This window comes from Paenibacillus chibensis, from assembly GCF_004001045.1.
GTDB classification, from domain to species: Bacteria; Bacillota; Bacilli; order Paenibacillales; family Paenibacillaceae; genus Paenibacillus_AQ; species Paenibacillus_AQ chibensis.
Map to the genome: position 1 here is coordinate 29,250 of NZ_BIMK01000035.1, position 21,504 is coordinate 50,753.

General features: G+C 53.6%; 12 protein-coding genes and 1 pseudogene. 8 read left to right on the forward strand and 5 right to left on the reverse strand.

The annotated features are described in order from the left end of the window. Positions 1-274 precede the first annotated feature (274 nt). Both PCH05_RS21995 and PCH05_RS22000 read left to right on the forward strand, forming a co-directional pair. Positions 275-2,203, forward strand: coding sequence for a PAS domain S-box protein (locus PCH05_RS21995; protein ID WP_127605913.1), 1,929 nt, complete (start codon positions 275-277; stop codon positions 2,201-2,203). 105 nt (positions 2,204-2,308) lie between these two features. Next, positions 2,309-4,564 (forward strand): outer membrane protein assembly factor BamB family protein, encoded by a 2,256-nt coding sequence (locus tag PCH05_RS22000; RefSeq protein WP_164766759.1) that lies wholly within the window; start codon positions 2,309-2,311, stop codon positions 4,562-4,564. A 56-nt stretch (positions 4,565-4,620) separates the two neighbouring features. On the opposite strand, the gene PCH05_RS22005 is transcribed toward PCH05_RS22000, so the two are convergent. Further along, complete coding sequence (locus PCH05_RS22005; protein ID WP_246049865.1) at positions 4,621-5,610, reverse strand: SPL family radical SAM protein; 990 nt, start codon at positions 5,608-5,610, stop codon at positions 4,621-4,623. 269 nt (positions 5,611-5,879) lie between these two features. On the opposite strand from PCH05_RS22005, the gene PCH05_RS22010 reads away from it, so the two are divergent. The 4 genes from PCH05_RS22010 to speD all read left to right on the forward strand — a co-directional run bounded on the left by PCH05_RS22010 (position 5,880) and on the right by speD (position 11,244). Then, entirely contained in the window at positions 5,880-6,683 is an 804-nt protein-coding gene (locus PCH05_RS22010) for a TatD family hydrolase (protein ID WP_127605919.1), read from the forward strand. A gap of 95 nt (positions 6,684-6,778) precedes the next feature. Further along, positions 6,779-8,356, forward strand: coding sequence for a sensor domain-containing diguanylate cyclase (locus PCH05_RS22015; protein ID WP_246049867.1), 1,578 nt, complete (start codon positions 6,779-6,781; stop codon positions 8,354-8,356). Between the two features lie 596 nt (positions 8,357-8,952). After that, complete coding sequence (gene hflX / locus PCH05_RS22020) at positions 8,953-10,227, forward strand: GTPase HflX (RefSeq protein ID WP_127606007.1); 1,275 nt, start codon at positions 8,953-8,955, stop codon at positions 10,225-10,227. Between the two features lie 210 nt (positions 10,228-10,437). Then, positions 10,438-11,244: an adenosylmethionine decarboxylase gene (gene speD / locus PCH05_RS22025; protein ID WP_127605921.1), complete on the forward strand. Its 807-nt coding sequence runs from the start codon at positions 10,438-10,440 to the stop codon at positions 11,242-11,244. Between the two features lie 250 nt (positions 11,245-11,494). Here the strand turns inward: speD and phnE (PCH05_RS22030) are convergent, their stop codons facing one another. The 4 genes and pseudogenes from phnE (PCH05_RS22030) to PCH05_RS22045 all read right to left on the reverse strand — a co-directional run bounded on the left by phnE (PCH05_RS22030) (position 11,495) and on the right by PCH05_RS22045 (position 15,004). Beyond that, entirely contained in the window at positions 11,495-12,313 is an 819-nt protein-coding gene (phnE, locus tag PCH05_RS22030; RefSeq protein WP_127605923.1) for a phosphonate ABC transporter, permease protein PhnE, read from the reverse strand. Next, positions 12,310-13,122: a phosphonate ABC transporter, permease protein PhnE gene (gene phnE / locus PCH05_RS22035; RefSeq protein WP_127605925.1), complete on the reverse strand. Its 813-nt coding sequence runs from the start codon at positions 13,120-13,122 to the stop codon at positions 12,310-12,312. Before phnE (PCH05_RS22035) ends, phnE (PCH05_RS22030) begins: the two co-directional genes overlap by 4 nt. Then, on the reverse strand, positions 13,122-13,889 hold the full coding sequence (phnC, locus tag PCH05_RS22040; RefSeq protein ID WP_127605927.1) for a phosphonate ABC transporter ATP-binding protein: 768 nt from the start codon (positions 13,887-13,889) through the stop codon (positions 13,122-13,124). Before phnC ends, phnE (PCH05_RS22035) begins: the two co-directional genes overlap by 1 nt. A gap of 155 nt (positions 13,890-14,044) precedes the next feature. Continuing rightward, positions 14,045-15,004, reverse strand: a pseudogene (locus tag PCH05_RS22045) (phosphate/phosphite/phosphonate ABC transporter substrate-binding protein). Between the two features lie 439 nt (positions 15,005-15,443). On the opposite strand from PCH05_RS22045, the gene PCH05_RS22050 reads away from it, so the two are divergent. Both PCH05_RS22050 and PCH05_RS22055 read left to right on the forward strand, forming a co-directional pair. Then, positions 15,444-17,486: a bifunctional 2',3'-cyclic-nucleotide 2'-phosphodiesterase/3'-nucleotidase gene (locus PCH05_RS22050; RefSeq protein WP_246049868.1), complete on the forward strand. Its 2,043-nt coding sequence runs from the start codon at positions 15,444-15,446 to the stop codon at positions 17,484-17,486. A 300-nt stretch (positions 17,487-17,786) separates the two neighbouring features. Continuing rightward, complete coding sequence (locus tag PCH05_RS22055) at positions 17,787-21,443, forward strand: DUF6359 domain-containing protein (RefSeq protein ID WP_411830541.1); 3,657 nt, start codon at positions 17,787-17,789, stop codon at positions 21,441-21,443. Positions 21,444-21,504: the final 61 nt, after the last annotated feature.

Here is a 21,504-nt window from a genome sequence, read left to right on the forward strand (position 1 = left end):
AACTCAGGCATGCATACATGTCCAACAGGAAGATTTGAAGGAAGGGGAGCCTTCCTTTTTTTGTTGGGATATGGGACTTCAGGCGCTGCAGGTTGTTGATTCCTCGCTTTATGCGAAAAAAATTGATTCTAATGTCCTTATTTTGTTTATTATGTAGTAAAACTGTCTTTTTCTTTATCGATCGGTTATCGTATGTTATACATATTCACCGTTCTATATTTCTCATAAACAAACTCAGATGATCGACCATAATTTTAGCGGACGGAGGCGCGTAATGAGTACCATCAAAGAAGACGCTATTTTACAAGAAGTGTACCGAACTGCTGTTTTTGGAATCGCGCTGCTCGCTCTGGACGGTACCTGGATTCATGCCAATCCAGCCATCTGCCGGCTTATGGGATACACGGAAGAAGAGCTCATGCAGCAACGTTTCCAGGATCTGATTCATCCGGACGATTTGGAGAAAGATCTCATGCTTTTCCGCAACGAGCTGAAACAAACGACAGGGGCAGTGATCGAAACGAATACGCGCTATATCCGGAAGAACGGAGATATCATGTGGGCCTCCGTATATGCTTCGGTCATGTCGGATGCTGCGGGCGATCCGTTGTCGTATATTATCCAGATCCATGACAATACCAAAAACAAGCTGGCCGAAACCAAGCTGCAGGAAACGATTGAACGCTACACCTCCTTGAAACGGTACAATCATGATGCCGTGATTTCACTGGATCTCGAAGGGAGCATCATCAACGTCAATACGATGGCGGAGAAAATGACAGGCTGCTGCGTCAACGAGATGGCAGGCGAGAAAATCTCTCGTTTCATCGGAGAGGAAAGCCAGCGTAAGCTGCTGACCGAATCCCTGACCAATCCTTCGATCGAAAAGGACATAGACCGGATTTACCATAAGGACGGGCATGCGGTAGAGGTTCTGACCTCCATAGCGCCCATTTATGTCAACGGACGGAACGTCGGGTTTTACATCATCGCGAAGGACGTGTCCGAGCAGAAGCAGCTGCTTTTGGCGAAGGAGCTGGCCGAGAGCACCAATAAAGCCAAAAGTGAATTTTTGGCAGTGATGAGCCACGAGATCCGCACGCCGATGAACGGCGTGATCGGAATGACGGATCTGCTGGAGACGACCACGAACCTTGACGAGGAACAAAGTGAATACGTCAAAATCATTCGGCAAAGCGGCGAAACGCTGCTGGCCATCATCAATGATATTTTGGATTTTTCCAAGGTGGAATCGGGCAAGACGGAACTGCAGGAGGAGCTGTTTGATATCAGGAAATGCGTTGAGGAGACCTACGATGTGTTGTCGGCGAAAGCGCATGAGAAACAGCTGGAGATGAGATTCGAGGTGGAAGATGACGTTCCGATGATGCTGATCGGCGATGCGAAGCGGTTGAAGCAAATTCTGATGAATCTGGTCGGAAACGCGGTCAAGTTCACCTTTGCCGGCGGCGTGACGACCCGGCTCCGGAAGATGTCCGAAGACAAGCGCAAGATCAAACTGGAGTTCAAGGTCCAGGATACAGGGATCGGCATTCCGGCCTCGAAGGCGGAATATATTTTCGAGCCGTTCTCGCAGGTCAACAATTTCATGACCCGTGATCACGAGGGAACCGGTCTTGGCCTTGCCATTACGAGGAAGCTGGTAGAGCTGATGGGTGGCAGTATCTGGTTCGAGCAAAGCGACGGGCCTGGGGCAACCTTTGTCTTTAACGTCGAAATGATCCGTGAAAATTGGTCCCCTCATGACGATTCCATCGAGGAGCATGATCACAATACGTCCAATTCCCTGCGCGTCCTGGTTGCCGAAGATAATGAAGTCAATCGGATCGTGCTCCGGAAAATGCTCGAAAGCCAAGGACATCTGACCACCGTTGTCACCAACGGGAAAGAGGTGGTGCAGGCGGCGCAGGAAAGCTATTATGACATTATTTTTATGGATATTCAGATGCCTGGCTTAAACGGTTTTGAGGCGACGCGGATAATCCGCAGGACGCTGCCGAAGGAGCGGTGCCCGGCGATCGTGGCCGTTACCGCCAATGCCCTGAAGGGAGACCGGGAAAGCTGCCTTGCCGCAGGCATGGACGAATATATCAGCAAACCGATCAAAACGCAGACCGTGATGGAAGTGATCGAGAGTCTCCTTTTGAGAAGAAATACATTGAAAGGTAGCCCCCATCTATAAGATGAGGGCTTTTTTTGAATGCGAACCGGAACATTTGCGGAAGTAAACCGTCCTTATATTTAGATGGAAAATCGTGAGATTAAACCCATGGAAGGTGGATCCCTAGTGGCCTTGAGACCGCTTAAACAAGCAGCAGGCGCAGTCGTCCTGCTTACAACCTGTCTGATGCTAACCATGACGCCCGGCGCGGAAAGCCTGGCGAAATCTTCGCCATCCTCTGAATCCCGGAACGGCGATTCTCTGAACAGTCTTGTGTTTCAATACCGAACCCCCTATTTCACGAAGGATCTGTCCAAGAATGCGGTTTGGGCGGACCTTAAGGCAGCTGGTTATGTCAGCAGCGGTCAGACACTGAAGGTGAAGTCCAAGCATGGAGACATGGCGGCGGTGATGTTGGAGAACGGAGATACGCCCTGCTGGATTCCCGCCTGGTATACAACCGCTGCCGCCAAGTCCGTTCAGGAAACCTCACTCGCTTATGTTGCGCTGAAGCCGGGGACCGTGCTTGCGTTGGCTCCGGGCGGCAAGCTGGCATGGGCACCGCCCAAGCAAGGTGAAAAGCTGGTTGCTGCGGCCGTATGGAAGGACTGGACGGGAATCCTGATTTCTCCTCAAGCTTGGCATACCGATTCGAGTATTGCCCGTCCCATGATGCTGTGGGTGCGGAGCGCAAACATCCAATCAAGAAAGGCCATTCCCGAAGGCGTGCTCAGCACCAGCTCCAGCGTCACGGTTGACCTAGCCCGAAATGTCACCGAGCTGCTGCTTCAGCAGGGAGATGCTGCTTCCAAAGTGAAAAAGCTCCTGGGAGAGCCGAGCTTCGTGGAGCATTCCGCCAATTTGGCAGAGGGAGGCAAGCCGCTTCGGATCGGTACAACATGGCGGTATGAACGGCCAAATGCCCAGTTTACGGTGAGCTTTGCCGAAGATGAGAAGCTGGAGGCCTGGAAATGGATTTTACCTGCAGACCCGAAGCTGGAGCTTGGTTTATCTGTAGATGGGGATTACAAGTTCTGCTATGATTTCACGTCATTTCCGGGTACAGCCACCATTCCGGCCAAGCCGGTTTGGCGCAATCAGGGAGAGCTTAATGACGCCTATCTGCTGGGTGCGACCGATGAGGTGCTGCTCGTGGATGGAGATGACGGAGGCTTCAGCGGCATGCACGAGGACTCTTCCATCTATGCGGTCGACAAAGCTTCGGGACGCAAGCTCTGGCAGGTGAACGCCGGGTTTGGATCCTACTCCGCTGCGCTGGACCGGCTGCGCGGAACGGCTGCGGTCTATACCGAATACAGCAAGGCTCATCATCGCTATGAGTCTTGGGTGAGGGAGCTAAGCTTGAAGGATGGGCATCCAATATGGGAAAGAAGGCTGCCCGAGGGTCATCAAATGCAGATGTACGCCGTCAAGGACAGCGTTGTTGTGTATCAAATGCCCGATTCCGCTAAAGATGAAGGGCTGCTGACGGTACTGGACCGGGCGACGGGCGCACAGCGATGGACGAGGGTTCTGCGCGAAGGACAGGTGATTCTCCGCACCGATTCGGAAGACCCGAACATTCTGCTGCAAGATGGCTTGATGCTTCAGGCGCTGAATCCCAAGGATGGTGCGGTTGCTTGGAGCGTAACCGGGCGGGGAGACATTCACAGGGATCTGCAGACGCATCCTTATTATGCATATGGCAATATGAGGCTGCCACTGCAGCCGGAGCGTTCGGCCGTCCGCTGGTTTCTGATCGGGAACGAATGGATGCTGCTGAATACCGGAAACGGCGAGAAGCTGGCGCAATATGGATGGAGCCGGCAGGAGCAGTTCGAAACGACGAATGAGCAGCGGTACATTCTGGTGCAGCAGTCTGGCGGCTTATCGGACTTTGACGGCTCCAAAGTGGAAAAGACGGCCTTGTATGATGTCATCGCGAAGCGGGTTCTCTTCACGTTGTCCGGCAAAGCAACAAACGGCATGTTTGATGCAGACCGGCTGTATGTGGTGCTGAACGGTCTGCCTGCGGCCTTCGATCGTGAAAAGGGGACATTGCTCTGGGAGATGCCGGTGACGACGCATGAGAGCGCAAGCCCCTATACGATGGATGAGATGGCGAAGACCCGCTATGCGGTGTTGTCCCAGTATTTACTGCTGGGTTACGGCTCTGACATGTTAGTGCTGGATAAGCAGGACGGTCAGGTGGTTGGCCGGCTTGCCGATAATCAGATTGCATTCAGGGAAGCGAGATATCGGAAAGGCATCGAAGGCCTGCTCAACATGGAAGGGGACGAAATCTACATCGGTTCGTCGAATGGAGGATTGGCCAAATACAGCGTCAAAGCACTGGAATCCCGACTGGATCAGGTCAAATAGTTTATGTACGGTGAAGGCCCTGAACAAGTTCAGGGCCTTCATGCCTGTTAGTCCGGTTAAAAGGGGAAGCTCAGCTGCTCCACTTCCGGAGCGGGAAGCGGCAGGGTCGGTTTAGGGAAAGCGGGGAGATCAGACTCGGCTGCGGTCATGCAGCCGCTCCTGCTTTCTTCCGGAACCTCGCCGCTCAGGAAAAGCTTCTGCTTCACTTCTCGGGCAAGAGCCTTCACTTGATCCGCATATGCGTTATCGGGATAGGCGCCGCGGAACAGGCTTTTGTATTTGGGTACAAGCGCGGGGTGATGCTGCTCCAGTGAATGCATGAACCATGCCTTCACGTCCGGGGTGAGACGCAGCAGGGAGGTCATGGCAAAGGAGGCGCGATGCTCCTTGGCTGCAGTCATGAGTTCCTCCAGGCTTTCCCTGGAATCCGTCAGGAACGGGAGAATGGGCGCAATAAATAAGCCGGTGCGCACGCCGTTTTCGCTCAGCTTTTGTACGGCTTGAAGCCTTTTGTAAGGTAATGGAGCTCCCGGCTCCATCATGCGGATGATCCCCGGATCCAGCGTATTCAAGCTGATATTGACCGAGGTGATATCCATTTGGGACAGCAGATCAAGGTCGCGCAGAATCAGGGGAGAACGCGTGGTAATGCTGGTGCGGATCCGGTATTTAGCAAGAACCTCCAGGCAGCCGCGTGTAATCTTTGACTGGATCTCGACCGGCTGATAGGGGTCGGTGGCTGTCCCGAGCGTGACGAGGCCCACATGATCCCGCAGCTGATTGATATCATAGTCGAAGCGTTTGGCCATGCGGGAGAGCTGGATTTCCAGCGCCTCGGCGGCATTTGTTTTCAGCAGGATGCGGTTCTGGAATTCATCATCGGCCTCCCGTCCGATAAAGGATTGAAAGGCTCGTGCATAGCAGAAACTGCAGCCGTGGGCACAGCCGCGATAGGGGTTAATGGACCAGTCAAAGGGCATGCTTTCCGCTTTTACCCGGTTCAGCGTTTGTTTGGTTACGGATGTCTCATATATTTTCTTGGGCAAGATCAGCTCACCTCCATTACAGAACAAGTGTTCTTGTTTTACCAGTATACTATACATTGTACCTATTGAAAATGGAATGGAAGATTAAGGAGCTATCGGCCATGGGCCAGTATATACCGAAAATCGTATAGAGGACTTGTGATCCGGGGCGTTTGTAGAAAAGCGTTTTTTTATGTTATTCTGTTACCCAAGGAATGTCATTCGTTGACCGCATGCCGTTAAAGGCTGCGGTTTTTTGCTGGAAACCTATTGGAGAAGGGGGAGTGGACATGAGTCCTCAAATTATAGATATCGGTGTCAATCTCACCAACCGTTCCTTTCACAAGGATCGCGAGGAGGTGCTGGCCCGGGCAGAAGCCGAGGGGGTAACGCCGCTCATCATTACGGGCACGAGTGTGGCCAGCAGCCAAGAGGCGGCTCGCTACTCGGAGCTTTATCCGGGTAAGCTGTATTCCACGGCGGGTGTGCATCCGCATGACGTCAAAGAGTGCGGGGAGGGAACGCTGGAGCGGCTGCGGGAGCTGGCGGCACTGCCGCAGGTCGTGGCGATCGGCGAATGCGGTCTTGATTACAACCGGGATTTCTCGCCGCGCGATGTGCAGCGTCGTTGGTTCAGGGAGCAAGTGAGGCTGGCCGAGGAAATCTGCATGCCGCTGTTTTTGCATGAGCGCGACGCCCATGCCGACTTTGCCGCGATCATGCGGGAGCATCCCGCGATGATCGCAAAATCGGTGGTCCATTGTTTTACGGGAACCGGTGAAGAGCTTCATGCTTATCTTGGCATGGGCTTTCATATCGGCATTACCGGCTGGATCTGCGACGAACGGCGGGGACAGCATCTGCGCGAGCTGGTCAAGGATATACCGCTGGACCGTCTAATGATTGAAACGGATGCGCCGTACCTGACTCCTCGGGATATGAGACCCAAACCGAAGGATGGGCGGAACGAGCCGGCTTTCCTGACGCATATCGTGAAGGTCGTTGCTTCGTGCATGAACCGTGATGAAGAGGAAGTGGCCCGTGCGACCTTCGAGACGACAAAAGCATTTTTCCATATCGATTCAGAGAACTGATTTTTTATATTCGTGTCCTCCGCTCTGATGTATAATGAGTAGATGACATGCAATGACATCATTTTCCATATTTTTTACGCAGGCGGGATGCGACTTTGAATTATTTTACGAAAAAAGGCTTTACCCTCCGGTTCACCATCAGCTTGCTTGTCATCACGGCGATTCTCTTGACCATGCTGACGAGCATTACTTCGGCGGTTCAGGTCAACCGGTCCTCACTGATCGACAATTATTTGAACAAAAACGAATCCTATGCCAAAAAGCTGGCTTCCAATACCAACGAGCTTTTGATTACGATGCAGGAGAATATCGGGGCGATTGCCAAAATATCCGGGCGCGAGCCGGAAATCGATCCGCAATTATTCGATGATCTGTTCCAGGAGAACACCCAGTACTTCAATTCGATCGTGGTTGCGGATAACAACCGGATTATTCGGGCGTTAAGTCCGCGAACGATCGGTATTTCCGTGGGGGACAAGATCACCTCCGAGCAGAGCAAGATGGCTATTCAATTAAAAAAGGCTTTCATTTCCGAGCCATACCGCGCGACGACGGGGCGGCTGATTATATTGATATCGGCACCCATCATCGATAAAAGCGGGAGGTATAAGGGCTTTGTGGGCGGTACGATATACCTCGAAGAAAAAAATGTGCTGAGCAATATGCTGAAGGAGCATTTTTTCGGCGACGGATCCTATGTGTATGTCGTTGAAAAAGGCGGCGAGCTTATTTTCCATACCAACAAAAAGCGGATCGGCCAGTCCGTCCTTCAGAACGAGGTCGTCCAAAAGGTGGTTTTGGGACAGAGCGGCTCACAGAGAGTGATGAACTCAGAAGGGGATCGTTTTTTGGCAGGCTACGCCTTTGAACCGAGCAGCGCCTGGGGCATTATTTCGCAGACGCCGGCTCAAGTAATTGACAAGCCCTTGCATAATTTGGTCAAGAGAATGCTGCTTGTCTCGCTGCCGTTCTTGCTCCTGATCCTGCTTCTGGGCTGGTGGGTGGCGAACCGGATCGCGAAGCCGCTGCACACGCTGGCGCAGTTTTCGGATGAGGCGATGCTCCAACCGGTTCCGGCGGAGAACATTCCGGACATCAAATCCTATTACTACGAAGTCAGATTGCTGTCCCAGAGCGTGAAAATTGCGCTGCAGAATATGAATCAGGATTTGACGCATCTCCGAAATGAAGTGAAAATCGACGAGTTGACGGGGCTTGCCAACCGGCGTGCCTTCGACGAGGTAATGGCCGGATGGATGGAAAGCAACATTCCGTTTGCCCTGATTTTGATGGATATCGATCACTTCAAACAGGTTAACGATACTTACGGGCACGTGGTTGGAGACGATTGTTTGCGCTATTTGGCCCGGATCATGCATCTGATGGCTTCCGAGGATGATCTGTGCTTCCGCTACGGCGGCGAAGAGTTCGGCATTCTCGTCAAGCACTGCGGCCTGGGCAGAGCAAAGGATTTGGCGGATCGGCTGCGAGAGCAGCTGGCGCGTACGAAAAGCCCGGCAGGCACTTCCATTACGCTTTCAGCCGGAATCGCGGCTTTCCCAGTGCATGGCCGATCCGCGCAGCAGCTGGTGGAGCGGGCGGACGAAGCGCTGTACCAGTCGAAAAAAGACGGACGGAACCGCACCACCGTCAGCAGCTTACCGGGTGCGTGAAACGCATAGCAAGACGCATGGATGCCGCAGCCCTTGGGGCGCGGCATCCGTGCGTAGTGACAGGTGATAAGGAGGCTGTCTCAAGCCGGCACGAGCCTGGATCACCTATCATCAAACTTCGGAATTGTGAAAATGATTGAGATGTGCTAACATGGTAACAATTAGAATGATCGGAGGGTTCGTGAAGATGATCAATATTAAATTCCGTTTCTTCACTTTGTGCCGCTAATTGAATAGTGCTCAAAGGCTCTGCTTTGGTGCAGGGCGAACGGGATTGGTATGCATATCTTCGGATGAACCCAACATATATGCAGTCATGCGCGGTGGCCGTTTCGGCATCGGCATGCAAGGGTGCAGCGGGAGAGGCTTCATGGCCCCTCCTTTGCTGTTTTTCGGATAACTTTTTGGCTGCGAAACCTGCGGCTGCTCGACAACCAACCAAACCGAAAGAAGCGTGTCCGGAACCGCTGCGGCGCAAACAAGCAGCGTCTCTTCCGGAAGTCCGCATGTTCCGTTCGCTCAAACCACAGCCGGAGGCCTGCGGTTTTTTTGTTATTCAAACAACGTTTACATGGAGGGTTTTATATATGGAACATTTGGAACAACTGGAGCAGCGCGCCATACTCGTCGGCGTGAATATGAATCATCAGCAGGATTTTGAATATTCGATGGAGGAGCTTGGCAATCTGGCGGAGGCCTGCGGCGTGGAAGTGGTCGGACAGCTGACGCAAAACATGGAGCGGGTGAACAAATCCCACTACATCGGCACGGGCAAGGTGGATGAGCTTTCGGGTCTGTATAGAGGCCTTGAGGCGAATCTGATTATTTTCAATGACGAGCTCTCCCCATCGCAGCTGAGGAACCTGGAGGCCGATCTGGAATGCAAGGTGATCGACCGCACGATTCTGATTCTCGATATTTTCGAAAAGCGTGCCAAAACCCGCGAGGCTCAGCTTCAGGTCGAAGTGGCCCAGCTGCAGTACATGCTTCCGCGTCTGATCGGGCTTCGCGAATCGCTCGGACGTCAAGGCGGCGGCGTGGGCACCAAAAATAAAGGCGCAGGTGAAACGAGACTCGAGCTCGACCGCCGCCGGATCGAGGAGAAAATTACCGCGCTGAACAAGGAGCTGGAATCGCTCGTATTTCAGCGCCAGACGCAGCGCAAGCAGCGGAAGAAAAATGCGCTGCCGGTCGTTTCCCTGGTGGGATACACGAATGCAGGCAAGTCGACGATCATGAATGCCATGCTCGAGAAGTTCGGCGCAGCAGGCGGCAGCGGCGAGAAGACGGTATTCGAGAAGGATATGCTATTTGCGACGCTGGAAACCTCGGTGCGCAATATTCAGCTCGGAGACAACAAAAGCTTTCTGCTAACCGACACCGTCGGTTTTGTCAGCAAGCTTCCGCATCATCTGGTCAAGGCTTTCCGCTCCACGCTCGAGGAGGTCGCCGAAGCGGATCTGCTGATTCATGTGGTCGATTACGCGAACGAGAAATACGGCCAGCTGATTCAGATTACCGAAGACACGCTGAAGGATATCGGCGTTACCGACATCCCGACGATTTTTGCCTATAACAAATGCGATCTTGCCGGCCATGAAATTCCGGAAGTGCAGGAGAACAGCATTTATCTGGCGGCGAAGCCGAGAATCGGCATCGATGAGCTCGTGACTCTCATTCGGGGCTATATTTTCAAGGATTACGTGAAGTGCCAAATGCTGATTCCTTATGACCGGGGGCAGGTGGTATCGTATCTGAATGAGCATGCGGATATTTCGGAAACCGAATACGAAAATGAAGGCACCCGGCTGACGCTGGAATGCAGACAGATGGATTACGAGAAATATCGTGAATTTGTAATCGAGTCCTAACGGGGGACTCTGGCAGCCGGCTTTAAGAAGTATATGCTTCTTAAGGCCGGCTTTTTGTATGGGCTTTGGGATGAGGGAGGCGCTGCCGTTTCTTCTGCCGTGGATTGGGTAAAGGGTTTAAATAAACTTGAATATCCGCCTTGACGGATAGCGAGCATCCGGAAGGGAATATTAGGCAGTGAATATGAAATACAGCGAGGTGAAGGAAGGATGAAAATAACGCCCGAACAACATGTGAAGCTGCACGGGTTCAATAATTTGACGAAATCTTTGGCCTTCAATATGTACGATATCTGCTTTACCCGGACCAAGGAAGAACGCGAAGCTTATCTGGAATACATTGATGAACAATATAATGCGGACCGGCTTACGGCCATTCTGAAACAAGTTTCGGACATCATCGGTGCGCATGTGCTTAATATAGCCAAGCAGGATTACGTGCCCCAGGGGGCAAGCGTAACGATTCTCGTGTCGGAAGGGCCGGTGGTCGAGGTACCGAAGGAATCCTATACGGAGTCGCCGGGGCCGCTTCCGGATTCGGTGGTCATGGCGCTGGACAAAAGCCATATCACGGTGCACACGTATCCGGAATTTCATCCGGACGAAGGCATCAGCACTTTCCGCGCCGATATCGACGTATCCACCTGCGGTGAAATTTCTCCGCTGAAGGCATTAAACTACCTTATTCATTCCTTTGACACGGATATCATGACGATCGATTACCGGGTGCGCGGCTTTACACGCGACATTAACGGCCACAAGCTGTTCATCGACCATGATATCAATTCGATCCAAAATTACATTCCCGACAAGGTAAAGGACATGTATGACATGATCGACGTGAACGTATATCAGGAGCATATTTTCCATACCAAATGCAAACTGAGGGAGTTCGACCTCGACAACTACCTTTTCGGCTATACGAAGGACAAGCTGAGCGAGGCGGAGCAGGAGGAGATCACCGAACGGATTACGCAGGAAATGGATGAAATCTATTATGGCAAAAACATGAGCTGAGGGATGAATCCCTCAGCTCTTATTAATGCAGTTATTTAGAATCCGGCAGGAACATTCCTGCTGCATTCGCGCGAGAAGGCACGTGAGACTGCTTGCACGAACAGTTGGATCATGCAAAAGGACTGCCTCCCTCAGGGGGAACCTCGGGGAGCAGTCCTTTCGTATGTGGGCGCGCACAGAAGAGCTGGCAGCGACGCGGGTCCGGCGCGGGAAAGGCGGATGTTAAGCTTCTAATCGCTTCATGCCTTCGTTATATAATGCGTCTTCGAACCCAGCCGGATATCCAGTCCGTCAGAATGATCAGCACGATGATTCCGAGCAAAATGATCCCGACCCGGTTCCAGTTGCGGACCTGCAGCGCAAAGATGAGCGGCGTACCGATGCCGCCTGCGCCTACGAGACCGAGCGTCGTTGCGGAACGGATGTTAATCTCGAACCGGTACAGCGAGTAGGAAAGAAACTGCGGAATGACCTGCGGCAGCACGGCGTAACGGAGAACCTGCAGACGGTTCGCTCCGGAGGCGATCAGCGCCTCCTCCGGCCCGCGGTCGATGCTTTCGATCGTTTCGGAATACAGCTTGCCGAGCATGCCGACCGAATGAATGCCAAGGGCGAGAACGCCGGCGAACGAGCCGGGTCCGACCGCTTTGATGAACAGGATCGCCACGATAATCTCCGGGAATACGCGGATGACGCTCAGCACGATTTTCCCGCTGCCGGATACGGCGAGCCGCCGGCTCATGTTCGAGGAGGCCCAAAAGGCAAACGGAATGCAGACCACGGCAGCGACGACGGTGCCGAGGATGGAAATGACCAGCGTATCCAGCAGCCCCCGCAGCAAGTCCTCACCCTCCGCAAGATAGACGAAGGACCAGTCCGGATGCAGAAAGCCCTGTAAAATAGACCTCGAAACGGTTCCGGCGGTTCCTTGGATGCCCTCGAACTGCATGCCTTGAACGGACCAATAGTAGACGGCAGCGACAAGGATGACGATGAGCGCAAGCCGCAGCCGGGAAAGGAGCGTGGAGCCGGAAGCTTTCGCCGGCGCAGCAGTGTGGGTGTTTTTCATAGCAGTTTCCTCCGGATGATTGTACTGCCGTAGTCGATGACAAGCACAATGACAAGCGTCAGCAATATGATGATCGATGCCCGGTCATAGCGGAACAGTCCGAGCGCCCGGTCCAGCAGCAGCCCGATGCCTCCCGCACCGACAAGTCCAAGCACGGCGGCCGCCCGTATGTTCACTTCAAAGGTGTACAACAGATAGGACATAAAATAAGGCAGCGCTTGCGGTACAACGCCGAAACGGATAATCTGCATCCGGTTCGCGCCGACGGCGGTCATCGCTTCAAGCGGTCCAGGATCGATGGCTTCGATCGCTTCAAAGGTCAGCTTGGCGATGATGCCGAAGGAAAAGAAGACCAGGGCCAGCATGCCGGCAAAAGGACCAATCCCGAACACGGCGACGAAAATGGCCGCGAACAGCAGATCCGGAATGGTGCGCACCAGATTCAAAATCATGCGGCAAGGCAGCGAGATCCAGCGGCTTACCTGCAGATTGGAAGCGGACAGCAGCGCGACCGGAATGGCCAGCAGTCCGCCCAGGGTTGTGCCCAAAATGGCGATCTGGACGGTCTCCATCATCGGAGCCCAAATCGTGGGCAGGTAGCTCCAGTCCGGCGGGAACATTTCCCGCAGCAGACTGCCCATCTGCGGCAGCCCGGTAATCAGCTGGTAGGGAGTCACTTTTGTCCGGATGGAGCAAACGATCAGCACGGCGATCAGAACAAGCCAGCCGGCCAGCTGCTTGGTTTTTCGCGGCGGCAGAATCTCCGGCGCTGCCGGCTGCAGCGGAGCCGTCGAAGCAGGTGTCTTCATCATGCCCCTCCCAGCAGCTCATCCTGCAGCGCGGGACGGCCGTAAATTTCCGCGAAGGCTTCATCGGTGGCTTCCGCAGGCGTGCCGTCAAAGACGACTTCGCCCGCACGGAGACCGATAATCCGTGTCGCATATTCGCGAGCCAGATCGATAAAATGCAAGTTGATGACCGTGGTGATGTTCATCTCGCGATTGATCCGCTGCAAATCGTCCATGACCTGTCGGGTCGTCAGCGGATCAAGGGAAGCGACAGGCTCATCCGCCAGAATCACGCTTGCCTCCTGGGCAAGCGCCCGGGCGATCGAAACGCGCTGCTGCTGGCCGCCCGAGAGCTGGTCGGCACGGACATACGCTTTTTCCCGGATGTTGACCCGCTGCAGCGCGTCCAGAGACAGCGCCACATCTTCCTTGGGAAACCAGCCGAGCATAGTGCGAAGCGTGGAATGGTATCCGACGCGGCCAGACAGGACATTGCGCACGACGGTCGAGCGTTTGATCAGATTAAAGCTCTGAAATATCATGCCGATATCGCGCCGAATATGGCGGAGCTGGCTGCCGGCGGCGTGGGTCACCGATTTGCCGTTCACGCGGATTTCCCCGGAGGAGATATCGGTCAAACGGTTGATGCTGCGCAAAAAGGTCGATTTACCGGCGCCGGATAGACCGACGATGACGACAAGCTCGCCTTCCTTGATCGTAAGGTTAATGTTGCGCAGTCCGACCGTGCCGTTCGGATAGACTTTGGATACGTTATCGAATTCAATCATGATCGAACCAACTTTCTGATAGGATTTCTGGAGAGATTTTCTTAATGGTCCGCAATGGGAAACAACACCGCCACGAAACGACATGGACGGTGCTGCGCCGATGTAATGCCCGAATATGAATCTGATTCTATGACAATCGCATTAGAGGCTCGTGATTACTTGATTTCTTGACCGACGGCTTTCGCATATTCGCGAACCGGATCGAAGTTTTTGTCATCGCCGGCAACATAACCGACATGCGTGTAGATGTCCTTGATGATTTGCGCGCCTTCGGCGTCATTGGTGATATCGATGAAAGCCTGACTGATTTTGTCTCTCCAGCTTTGATCCATGTCATTGCGCACGCTGACGGTATCATTCGGGATTTTGGCGGTATAGTGGATGACGCGGGTTTTCTCAAATACGTCAGGAACGTCCTTTTTCACAGTGTTGCGGGCATCCTGGAACACGGCTACCGCATCCACTTGTCCGTTCAAGAGCGCCATAATAGCAGCATCATGCCCTTTGATCGTTACGCCCTGTACGTCTTTGTCGGGATCGATGCCTTCTTTTTTCAGCTCGGCAGCCGGGAAAACATAACCTGCGGAGGAAGTTACGTTCTGCCAACCGATTTTTTTGCCTTTCAGATCCTTCAGGCTTTGGATAGGAGAATCCTTTTTCACGACGATCATGGCTTTGTAGAAATCAACTTTATCCGTCGTATCTTCGCCGGTTCCGTCCTTCACACCATAACGCTGGGCTTGGAGAAGAAGATCGGCTGCATTTTTCTTGTCATGGGCGAGAACATAAGCGTTTGGCGGCAGGAAGCCGACATCTACCTATTTGGAAGCCATGGCTTCTACGATCGTGTTGTAATCTGGAGACACGCTCACGTGAACCGGAATGCCCAGTTTGTCGCCGAGCAGCTTTTCAAGGGGCTTCGTCTTGGCTTCCAGGGTGTCCGCGTTTTGCGATGGTACGAACTGAACGTTAAGCTCTTTCGGAATATAAGCCGAAGATGCTGCTTCCGCGGTACCGGATGCCGCGTCTCCGCTGCCTGCATTTTTGGATCCGCATGCTGCAAGACTGGCCGCGAGCGCCAGTGTCATCCCGATAGTTAATACTTTTTTAAACATGATGGTCCCCTCCATGATCATTTCTTTTTTTGGGTCAGGCACCTCGCCTGACAGAAATGAGCGTAACATAGGCTTCGCGGCCAAGGGTTAACGGAAAGGTTGTCTTTTGTTGGCGCTGCGTAAAATTTGCTGAGAGGTAAAAAGGCGGAAAGAACAGCAAGGTAAATCCCTATATATGGAAGAAAAGCGATTTGAAGGATTTTACTTTCTCTTAATGTTCAGGAGGTATAATCAGCGTAATCCCTATAGAAATGGATAAAAAAGCATACATGGATGTACTTTGGCTCATGCGAGGGACGCGTGCAGCGGTGTGATATCTAATGCAGGTAAAATAAACCCGCAAAGTGGAGCAGCCTTTGCTTCGATGCTTTTTCCAAATACTTTGCAGGGACCCCGGGAAATTCGTAGATTATAACATATTAAAAAGGAGTGGTTTCGGGTGAACGGCAATCAAAAGGGGTCAGCGGTGAACGAGCAGGCGGGCGCGGAACCAACAATGCTGCTGCGGATCATGTCGACGACGGATGTGCATGCATGCCTGATGGATTACGATTACTACCGGGATCAACAGGATCCCGCACTCGGGCTGGTCCGAACGGCTTCCCTGGTGAGGCAGGCGCGGTCCGAGGCGGCGAATACGCTCCTTGTGGATAACGGGGATTTGATCCAGGGCACGCCGCTCGGGACATTTGCGGCCCGGATTGATCCGTCCTGCTTTTCCGAGACGGAGCCTTTTATCCACCCGGCCATTCAAGCGATGAATTCGATGGGATATGATGCAGCAACGCTGGGAAACCATGAATTCAATTACGGACTCGATTATTTGGATCAGGTAATTGCCGGCGCCCAATTTCCCTACGTAAACGCCAATATATATGTAAATGAACGACAATTGGACAGCGGCGGCTCAGGCTCAATGGTGAACCGCTATACGCCTTACGTGATTCTAAACAAGACCTGCACGGACAGCGAAGGAAACCCGCATGAGCTCCGCATAGGCGTGATCGGCTTGGTACCCCCGCAAATTTTGGATTGGGATCAGGCGCATCTGGAGGGCAGGGTGCAGGTGAAAGACATGGTATTGTCGCTGCTAGAATGGGTCCCGCAGATGAAGGAGAAAGGCGCGGATGTCATCGTTGCGCTCGCTCATACTGGTTTTGACGGCGGCGTGACGCTATTGGATCACAATGCCGAAAATGCAGTCTTACCGCTTAGCCTCGTACCGGGAATTGACGCGATTACCTTTTCCCATACGCATCATGTGTTTCCCGCAGCCGATGCCGCGTCACTCAGTCCCGCCTTTAAAGGCGAGGATGGCTGCCCTTTGCCTGCAATCCAGCTGGAAGAGGGAACGATCAACGGACTGCCTGCCGTTCAGGCGGGGTATGGCGGAGCCATGCTTGGCATCATCGATTTATCGCTGCGGCAGGTGGAAGGAAGATGGCAGGCCGTTCATGGACAGTCCATGATCCGTGAAGTTTATGACCGCGCTAACGGCATAGAGCAAGCGAGTCCTGATCCGGTCATTAGAGCGATGCTGCAGGAGGTGCACCACAATACGATCCTATACGCCAATGCGCCCATTGGCAGGGTCAATAATCCTCTGCACAGCTATTTTTCGCTCGTTCATGAGGATGCTTCGGTTCAACTGCTGAATCAAGCGCAAACCGCTTATGCCCGCCGCTGGATCGCGGTCCATGCGCCGCATCTCGCCCATCTGCCCGTGCTGTCCGTCGCTTCCCCGTTTAAGGCAGGGCGCAACGGTCCGCAGGAGTATGCGGATATTCCGGCGGGATCGGTGGCTATCAAAAGCGCCACGGAGCTGTATTTGTTCGACAATACGGTTAAAGGCGTCCGGATGACGGGAGCCGGTGTCATGGAATGGCTCGAGATGGCAGCCGGCCTGTACAACCGCATCGATCCGGATCAGGATGGGGATCAGCCGCTGCTGAATCCGCTGTTCGCGGTTTTTAATTTTGACGTGATTGGCGGTGTAACCTATCAAGTGGATGTAACCCAGCCGGCGAGATACAAGCCGGACGGCACCCTTCAGCATCCGGATGCAACCAGGATCGTGGACCTTCGATATGAAGGGAATCCGATCGTACCGGAGCAGGAATTTATTCTGGTATCGAGCAATTACCGCGTGTTCGGCGGCGGGAATTTTCCGGGGCTGAAGGAAGCGGAGCTGGTTCTGGATTCGACGGATGAAAACCGCCAGGTGCTGATCGATTACATTGCGGAACAGGGATGCCTGGAAGGAATTGCGGAAAAAAATTGGAGCTTCGTTCCTATTGAACAGCCGGTGAGCGTTACTTTCGTCTCGTCACCGAGCGCGGTGAAATATATCCGTGATTTTCCGCAAATCGAGTATACGGGTCGAACAGACTCGAAGGGCTACGGCGTGTACAGACTCGATTTGCGCGCAGGGAGAACGGAAGCGGCGGATGAGTCACTGGAAAAAGCGTATCGATATTCATAGACGGAAAATGACAAATAGTCTCCGGTTTGAACATAGCAATAGTTAACATATCCTATATTTTATTCAAAATGCAGAGGCTCGGAATGACCTGAGACCTCTGTATTTATTTTACAAATATAAGATTGAAGGCGCTTACAGCAAGTGTAATTTTAGAATAAAATTCTACTACCGCAATTGGAGGCGATATGATGAACAAGGAGTAAGATTTTACAGATTCAGCAAATTGTAATAATAAAAGGGTGCTACGTTTAAGGGGATCGTGAATACGAAAAAAATTGAGGAGGAACGAAAGGGATGAATTTGGCCAAGCCTTGGAAGATCCGTAACCGAAAGCTCGCGGGCATAATATTCGCAATGATGTTGATTATTTCCAGCATTCTGGGTTATATGCCGGCTCAAGCCGCTTCTTCGGTACTTACCGTAGCTGAAGCGATAGGCAAGAACAACAGCGGGGAGTCGGCGACCGTTGAAGGCTATATCGTTGGAGAGGTGTATAATTCCAAGCTGATTTTTTCGGGCTTTCAGGACGACTTGAACGTATTGATCGCGGATACTCCGAATGAAACCAATAAAGACAAGCTGATCGATGTTCAGGTGTCAGCGAGCTATCGTTCTGCCATCGGGCTGAAAACGACCCCTGCCAATCTGGGCAAGAAGCTCCAGGTAACGGGAGCGTTGAGCTCATACAACAGCATGTCCGGGATCAAGACGCCAACGGCGATGACGCTTTCGGGTGAATCCGGCGGCGGCGATCCGGGCAGCGGCGGAGGTACACCGAATCCTGCCGATCCGGGCAGCGAAAATATTGGCGTACCCACGACACTTCCGGACGGTACCGGCAAAAAGGTGCTCTTCGATGAGTCTCACGGCCAAACCGCAGGCGCAGCCGACTGGGTGATTGACGGAGCTTTTTCGGATTTCGCGGACGGACTGCGTCAAGCGCACTTCCAGGTGGATGCGCTGCAAAGAACGCTCCCGATGAACGCACAGTCCTACGATACGCCGACCATTACGCTCAGCAAGCTCAAGCAGTATGACGTATTTATTATCGGCGAAGCCAATATTCCGTTTAAAACCTCCGAGCAGGATGCCATGCTGCAGTATGTAAAAGAGGGCGGCAGCATCTTCTTCATCTCTGACCACTACAATTCCGACCGGAACCTGAACCGCTGGGATTCCTCGGAAGTGATGAACGGCTACCGCCGCGGCGCCTTCGGCGATCCGACCAAAGGCATGACGACGGGCGAGGCGGCTTCCGGCGCGATGAAGGACGTCACCAGCACGGACTGGCTCGGGCAGAACTTCGGCGTCCGTTTCCGTTATAACTCCGTCGGCGACGTGACGAAAACCGATACCTTAAAATATGATCAATCCTTCGGCATTACGGCAGGCGTGAACGACGTTGAAATGCACAGCGGCTCGACGCTGGTCGTTCTGGATCCGAAACGGGTCAAAGGCGTGGTTTATTTGCCGAAAAACGTTCCGGGTTGGAGCAATGCCGTCGAAAATAGCGATAAAAAGAATTTCCCTAACGGCGGCGTTTACAAAAACGGCGGCGTCGATGAAGGCCCGTATGCGGCGATTTCCAAGCTGGAAAAAGGAAAAGCGGCCTTTATCGGCGATTCTTCTCCGGTTGAGGACTCAAGTCCGGGCTATGTCCGTGAAGATAACGGAGGCAAGAAAACGACCTTTGACGGCTTCAAGGATGAAGGCCAGGACGGCGTATTTCTTGTACAAACCGTAGAATGGCTGGCTCAGCACGAAGATTACACGACTTTTGAAAATAAAGGCATCACGCTGGATTCGCCGACTCCGCTGCTCGGAGCCTTGGAAGAGCCGGCAACCTCGGCCGAAATTCCGGGTACAGAGCCATGGACGACGCCGGCGGCGGGTTATAAATGGTATGACCCGACAACATATAAAGCCGGATCCTATGGATCCGGCCAATCCGGGCCAGTCGTGACCATTCCGGACCTGACCACGATCGGTCAGGCAAGAACCGTCGCCGACAACACTTATGTCACGGTTCAGGGTGTAGTCACTTCCGAACCGGGCGTCTTCGGCGGCGCGGGCTTCTACATGCAGGACGCCACGGCAGGCATCTACGTGTACATGAGTAAATCGATGAACTTCCATGTGGGGGATAAAGTTAAAATCACCGCACAAAAAACGGTGTACAACACCGAGGTCGAGCTCCAAAACGACGTACAGGTGACGAAGCTGGACGATCAGGCGAATATTCCGGCACCTACCCCTGCCGTTCAAGACGCGCTGAGCGACCAGAATCAAGGACAGCTGCTGACGCTCAAGAACGTCACCGTCCGCAATTACGCAACTGTGACCGGCTCGCTTGAGTTCGATCTGGTGGGGGCGAACGCCACCACACGCGTGCGCGTAGACAGCCGCACGGGTATTAATGCGGACACGTTAAAGCAGTCGTTCCCGGAGGGGACGGCGGTTGACATTACCGGCATTTCTTCCATTTTCAAATCCACGTACCAGCTCAAGCTGCTGAATCTGAGCGATATCCGCCAGGCGGGATCGGGATCTGTAAACCATCCTCCGGTTTTTGGCGCGGTACTACCGCAAATGGTACAAGCCGGAAAGCAGCTGACGTTCCAAGTGAATGCAACGGATGCCGATCAGGATACGCTGGTATATTCTTCGGTATCCCTGCCGGCAGGCGCGAGCTTTGATCCAGCTCTTCGGACATTCTCGTGGACACCGCAGCAGGAGGGCAGCTATACGGCTTCATTCAAGGTCGAAGACGGCAAAGGGGGAAGCGACAGCTTGACCGTCGGCATCACGGTGACAGCCGCCGCTGGCGGTGCGGGGGACAACGCAGCATCGCTGACGGGACCCGGGACCGCTTATGCGGGATCGCAGGTAGATTTGTCGGTCGGCATCGGACAGCTGACCCAATCCGCGACGGCGCTGGACGTAACAATTCAATTTGATCCGTCCAAGTTTGCGTTTGAAACGACGACGGATCAGGATGGCAACCCGGCTCTAGCCGCGGATGCGGTTTCGACGACACGAAATGGCCTGAACCTGTTGGCGTCCGGCATCAAGCAGGATGAGGGGCAAATTCGCCTCCTGCTGGCAACCACCGGGGAACAGCATGCCGTGAAGGACGGCGGCGAGCTGCTTCAGCTGCATGCCAAGCTCAAAGCGGATGCATCGGGTACCGCGAATGTGTCCCTGATGGCCTTCCAGGCTTCTTCGGAAGGCGCTTCGCAGCAGCTCTCCGTCGGTGACGCAGCCGTTCATATTCAGGTGACAACCGCAGACCGGAACGCGCTGGGTACAGCGATCCAGGACGCTCAAAAGCTGGCCGACGAGTCCGTAACAGGAACGGAGCCGGGAGAATATCCTGCAGCCGCGAAGTCTGACCTGCTGGCTGCCATCCAGGCGGCGAATGCGGTTTACAGCAACGCATCGGCTACTCAGGAACAAATCAACTCGGCGCTTGCGGCATTGACCCAAGCGGTAAATAGGTTCAAAAATGCGGTCATTTCGGTTCCATCCGTGCCAACGGACAAAACCGCGCTCACAACGGCAATCGCCTCGGCTCAAAGCCTGTATGACAAGGCGGTCGCTGGCGACAAGATCGGGCAATATCCGGCAGCTGCCAAGGCTACGCTGCAAACCGCGATTCAAGCAGCCGTAGCGGTGAAAAACAACGCATCCGCCACCCAGCTTCAGGTGGATACGGCGGTTTCCGCGCTGAACAGCGCAGCTGCGGTCTTCCAATCCAAGCTGATCACGCTGGTGCCGGGCGCCGGTAAAATTAGCGTGCAGGACCTGTCGATCATGGCCAAATACTTTGGCATTACATCGGGCGACAGCAACTGGAACCGCGTGGAGCAGGCCGACATCTTCAGCGAGGGAGAAATCTCGATCCGCGCCTTGGCCGCGGTAGCGCAAATGATCATCGGCGATTGGTACCGCAACTAAGCATTGCCATGCAGGACGGATTCCCATATTCTCAAAAAGCGAATCGCAGGGCGGCTTTGGC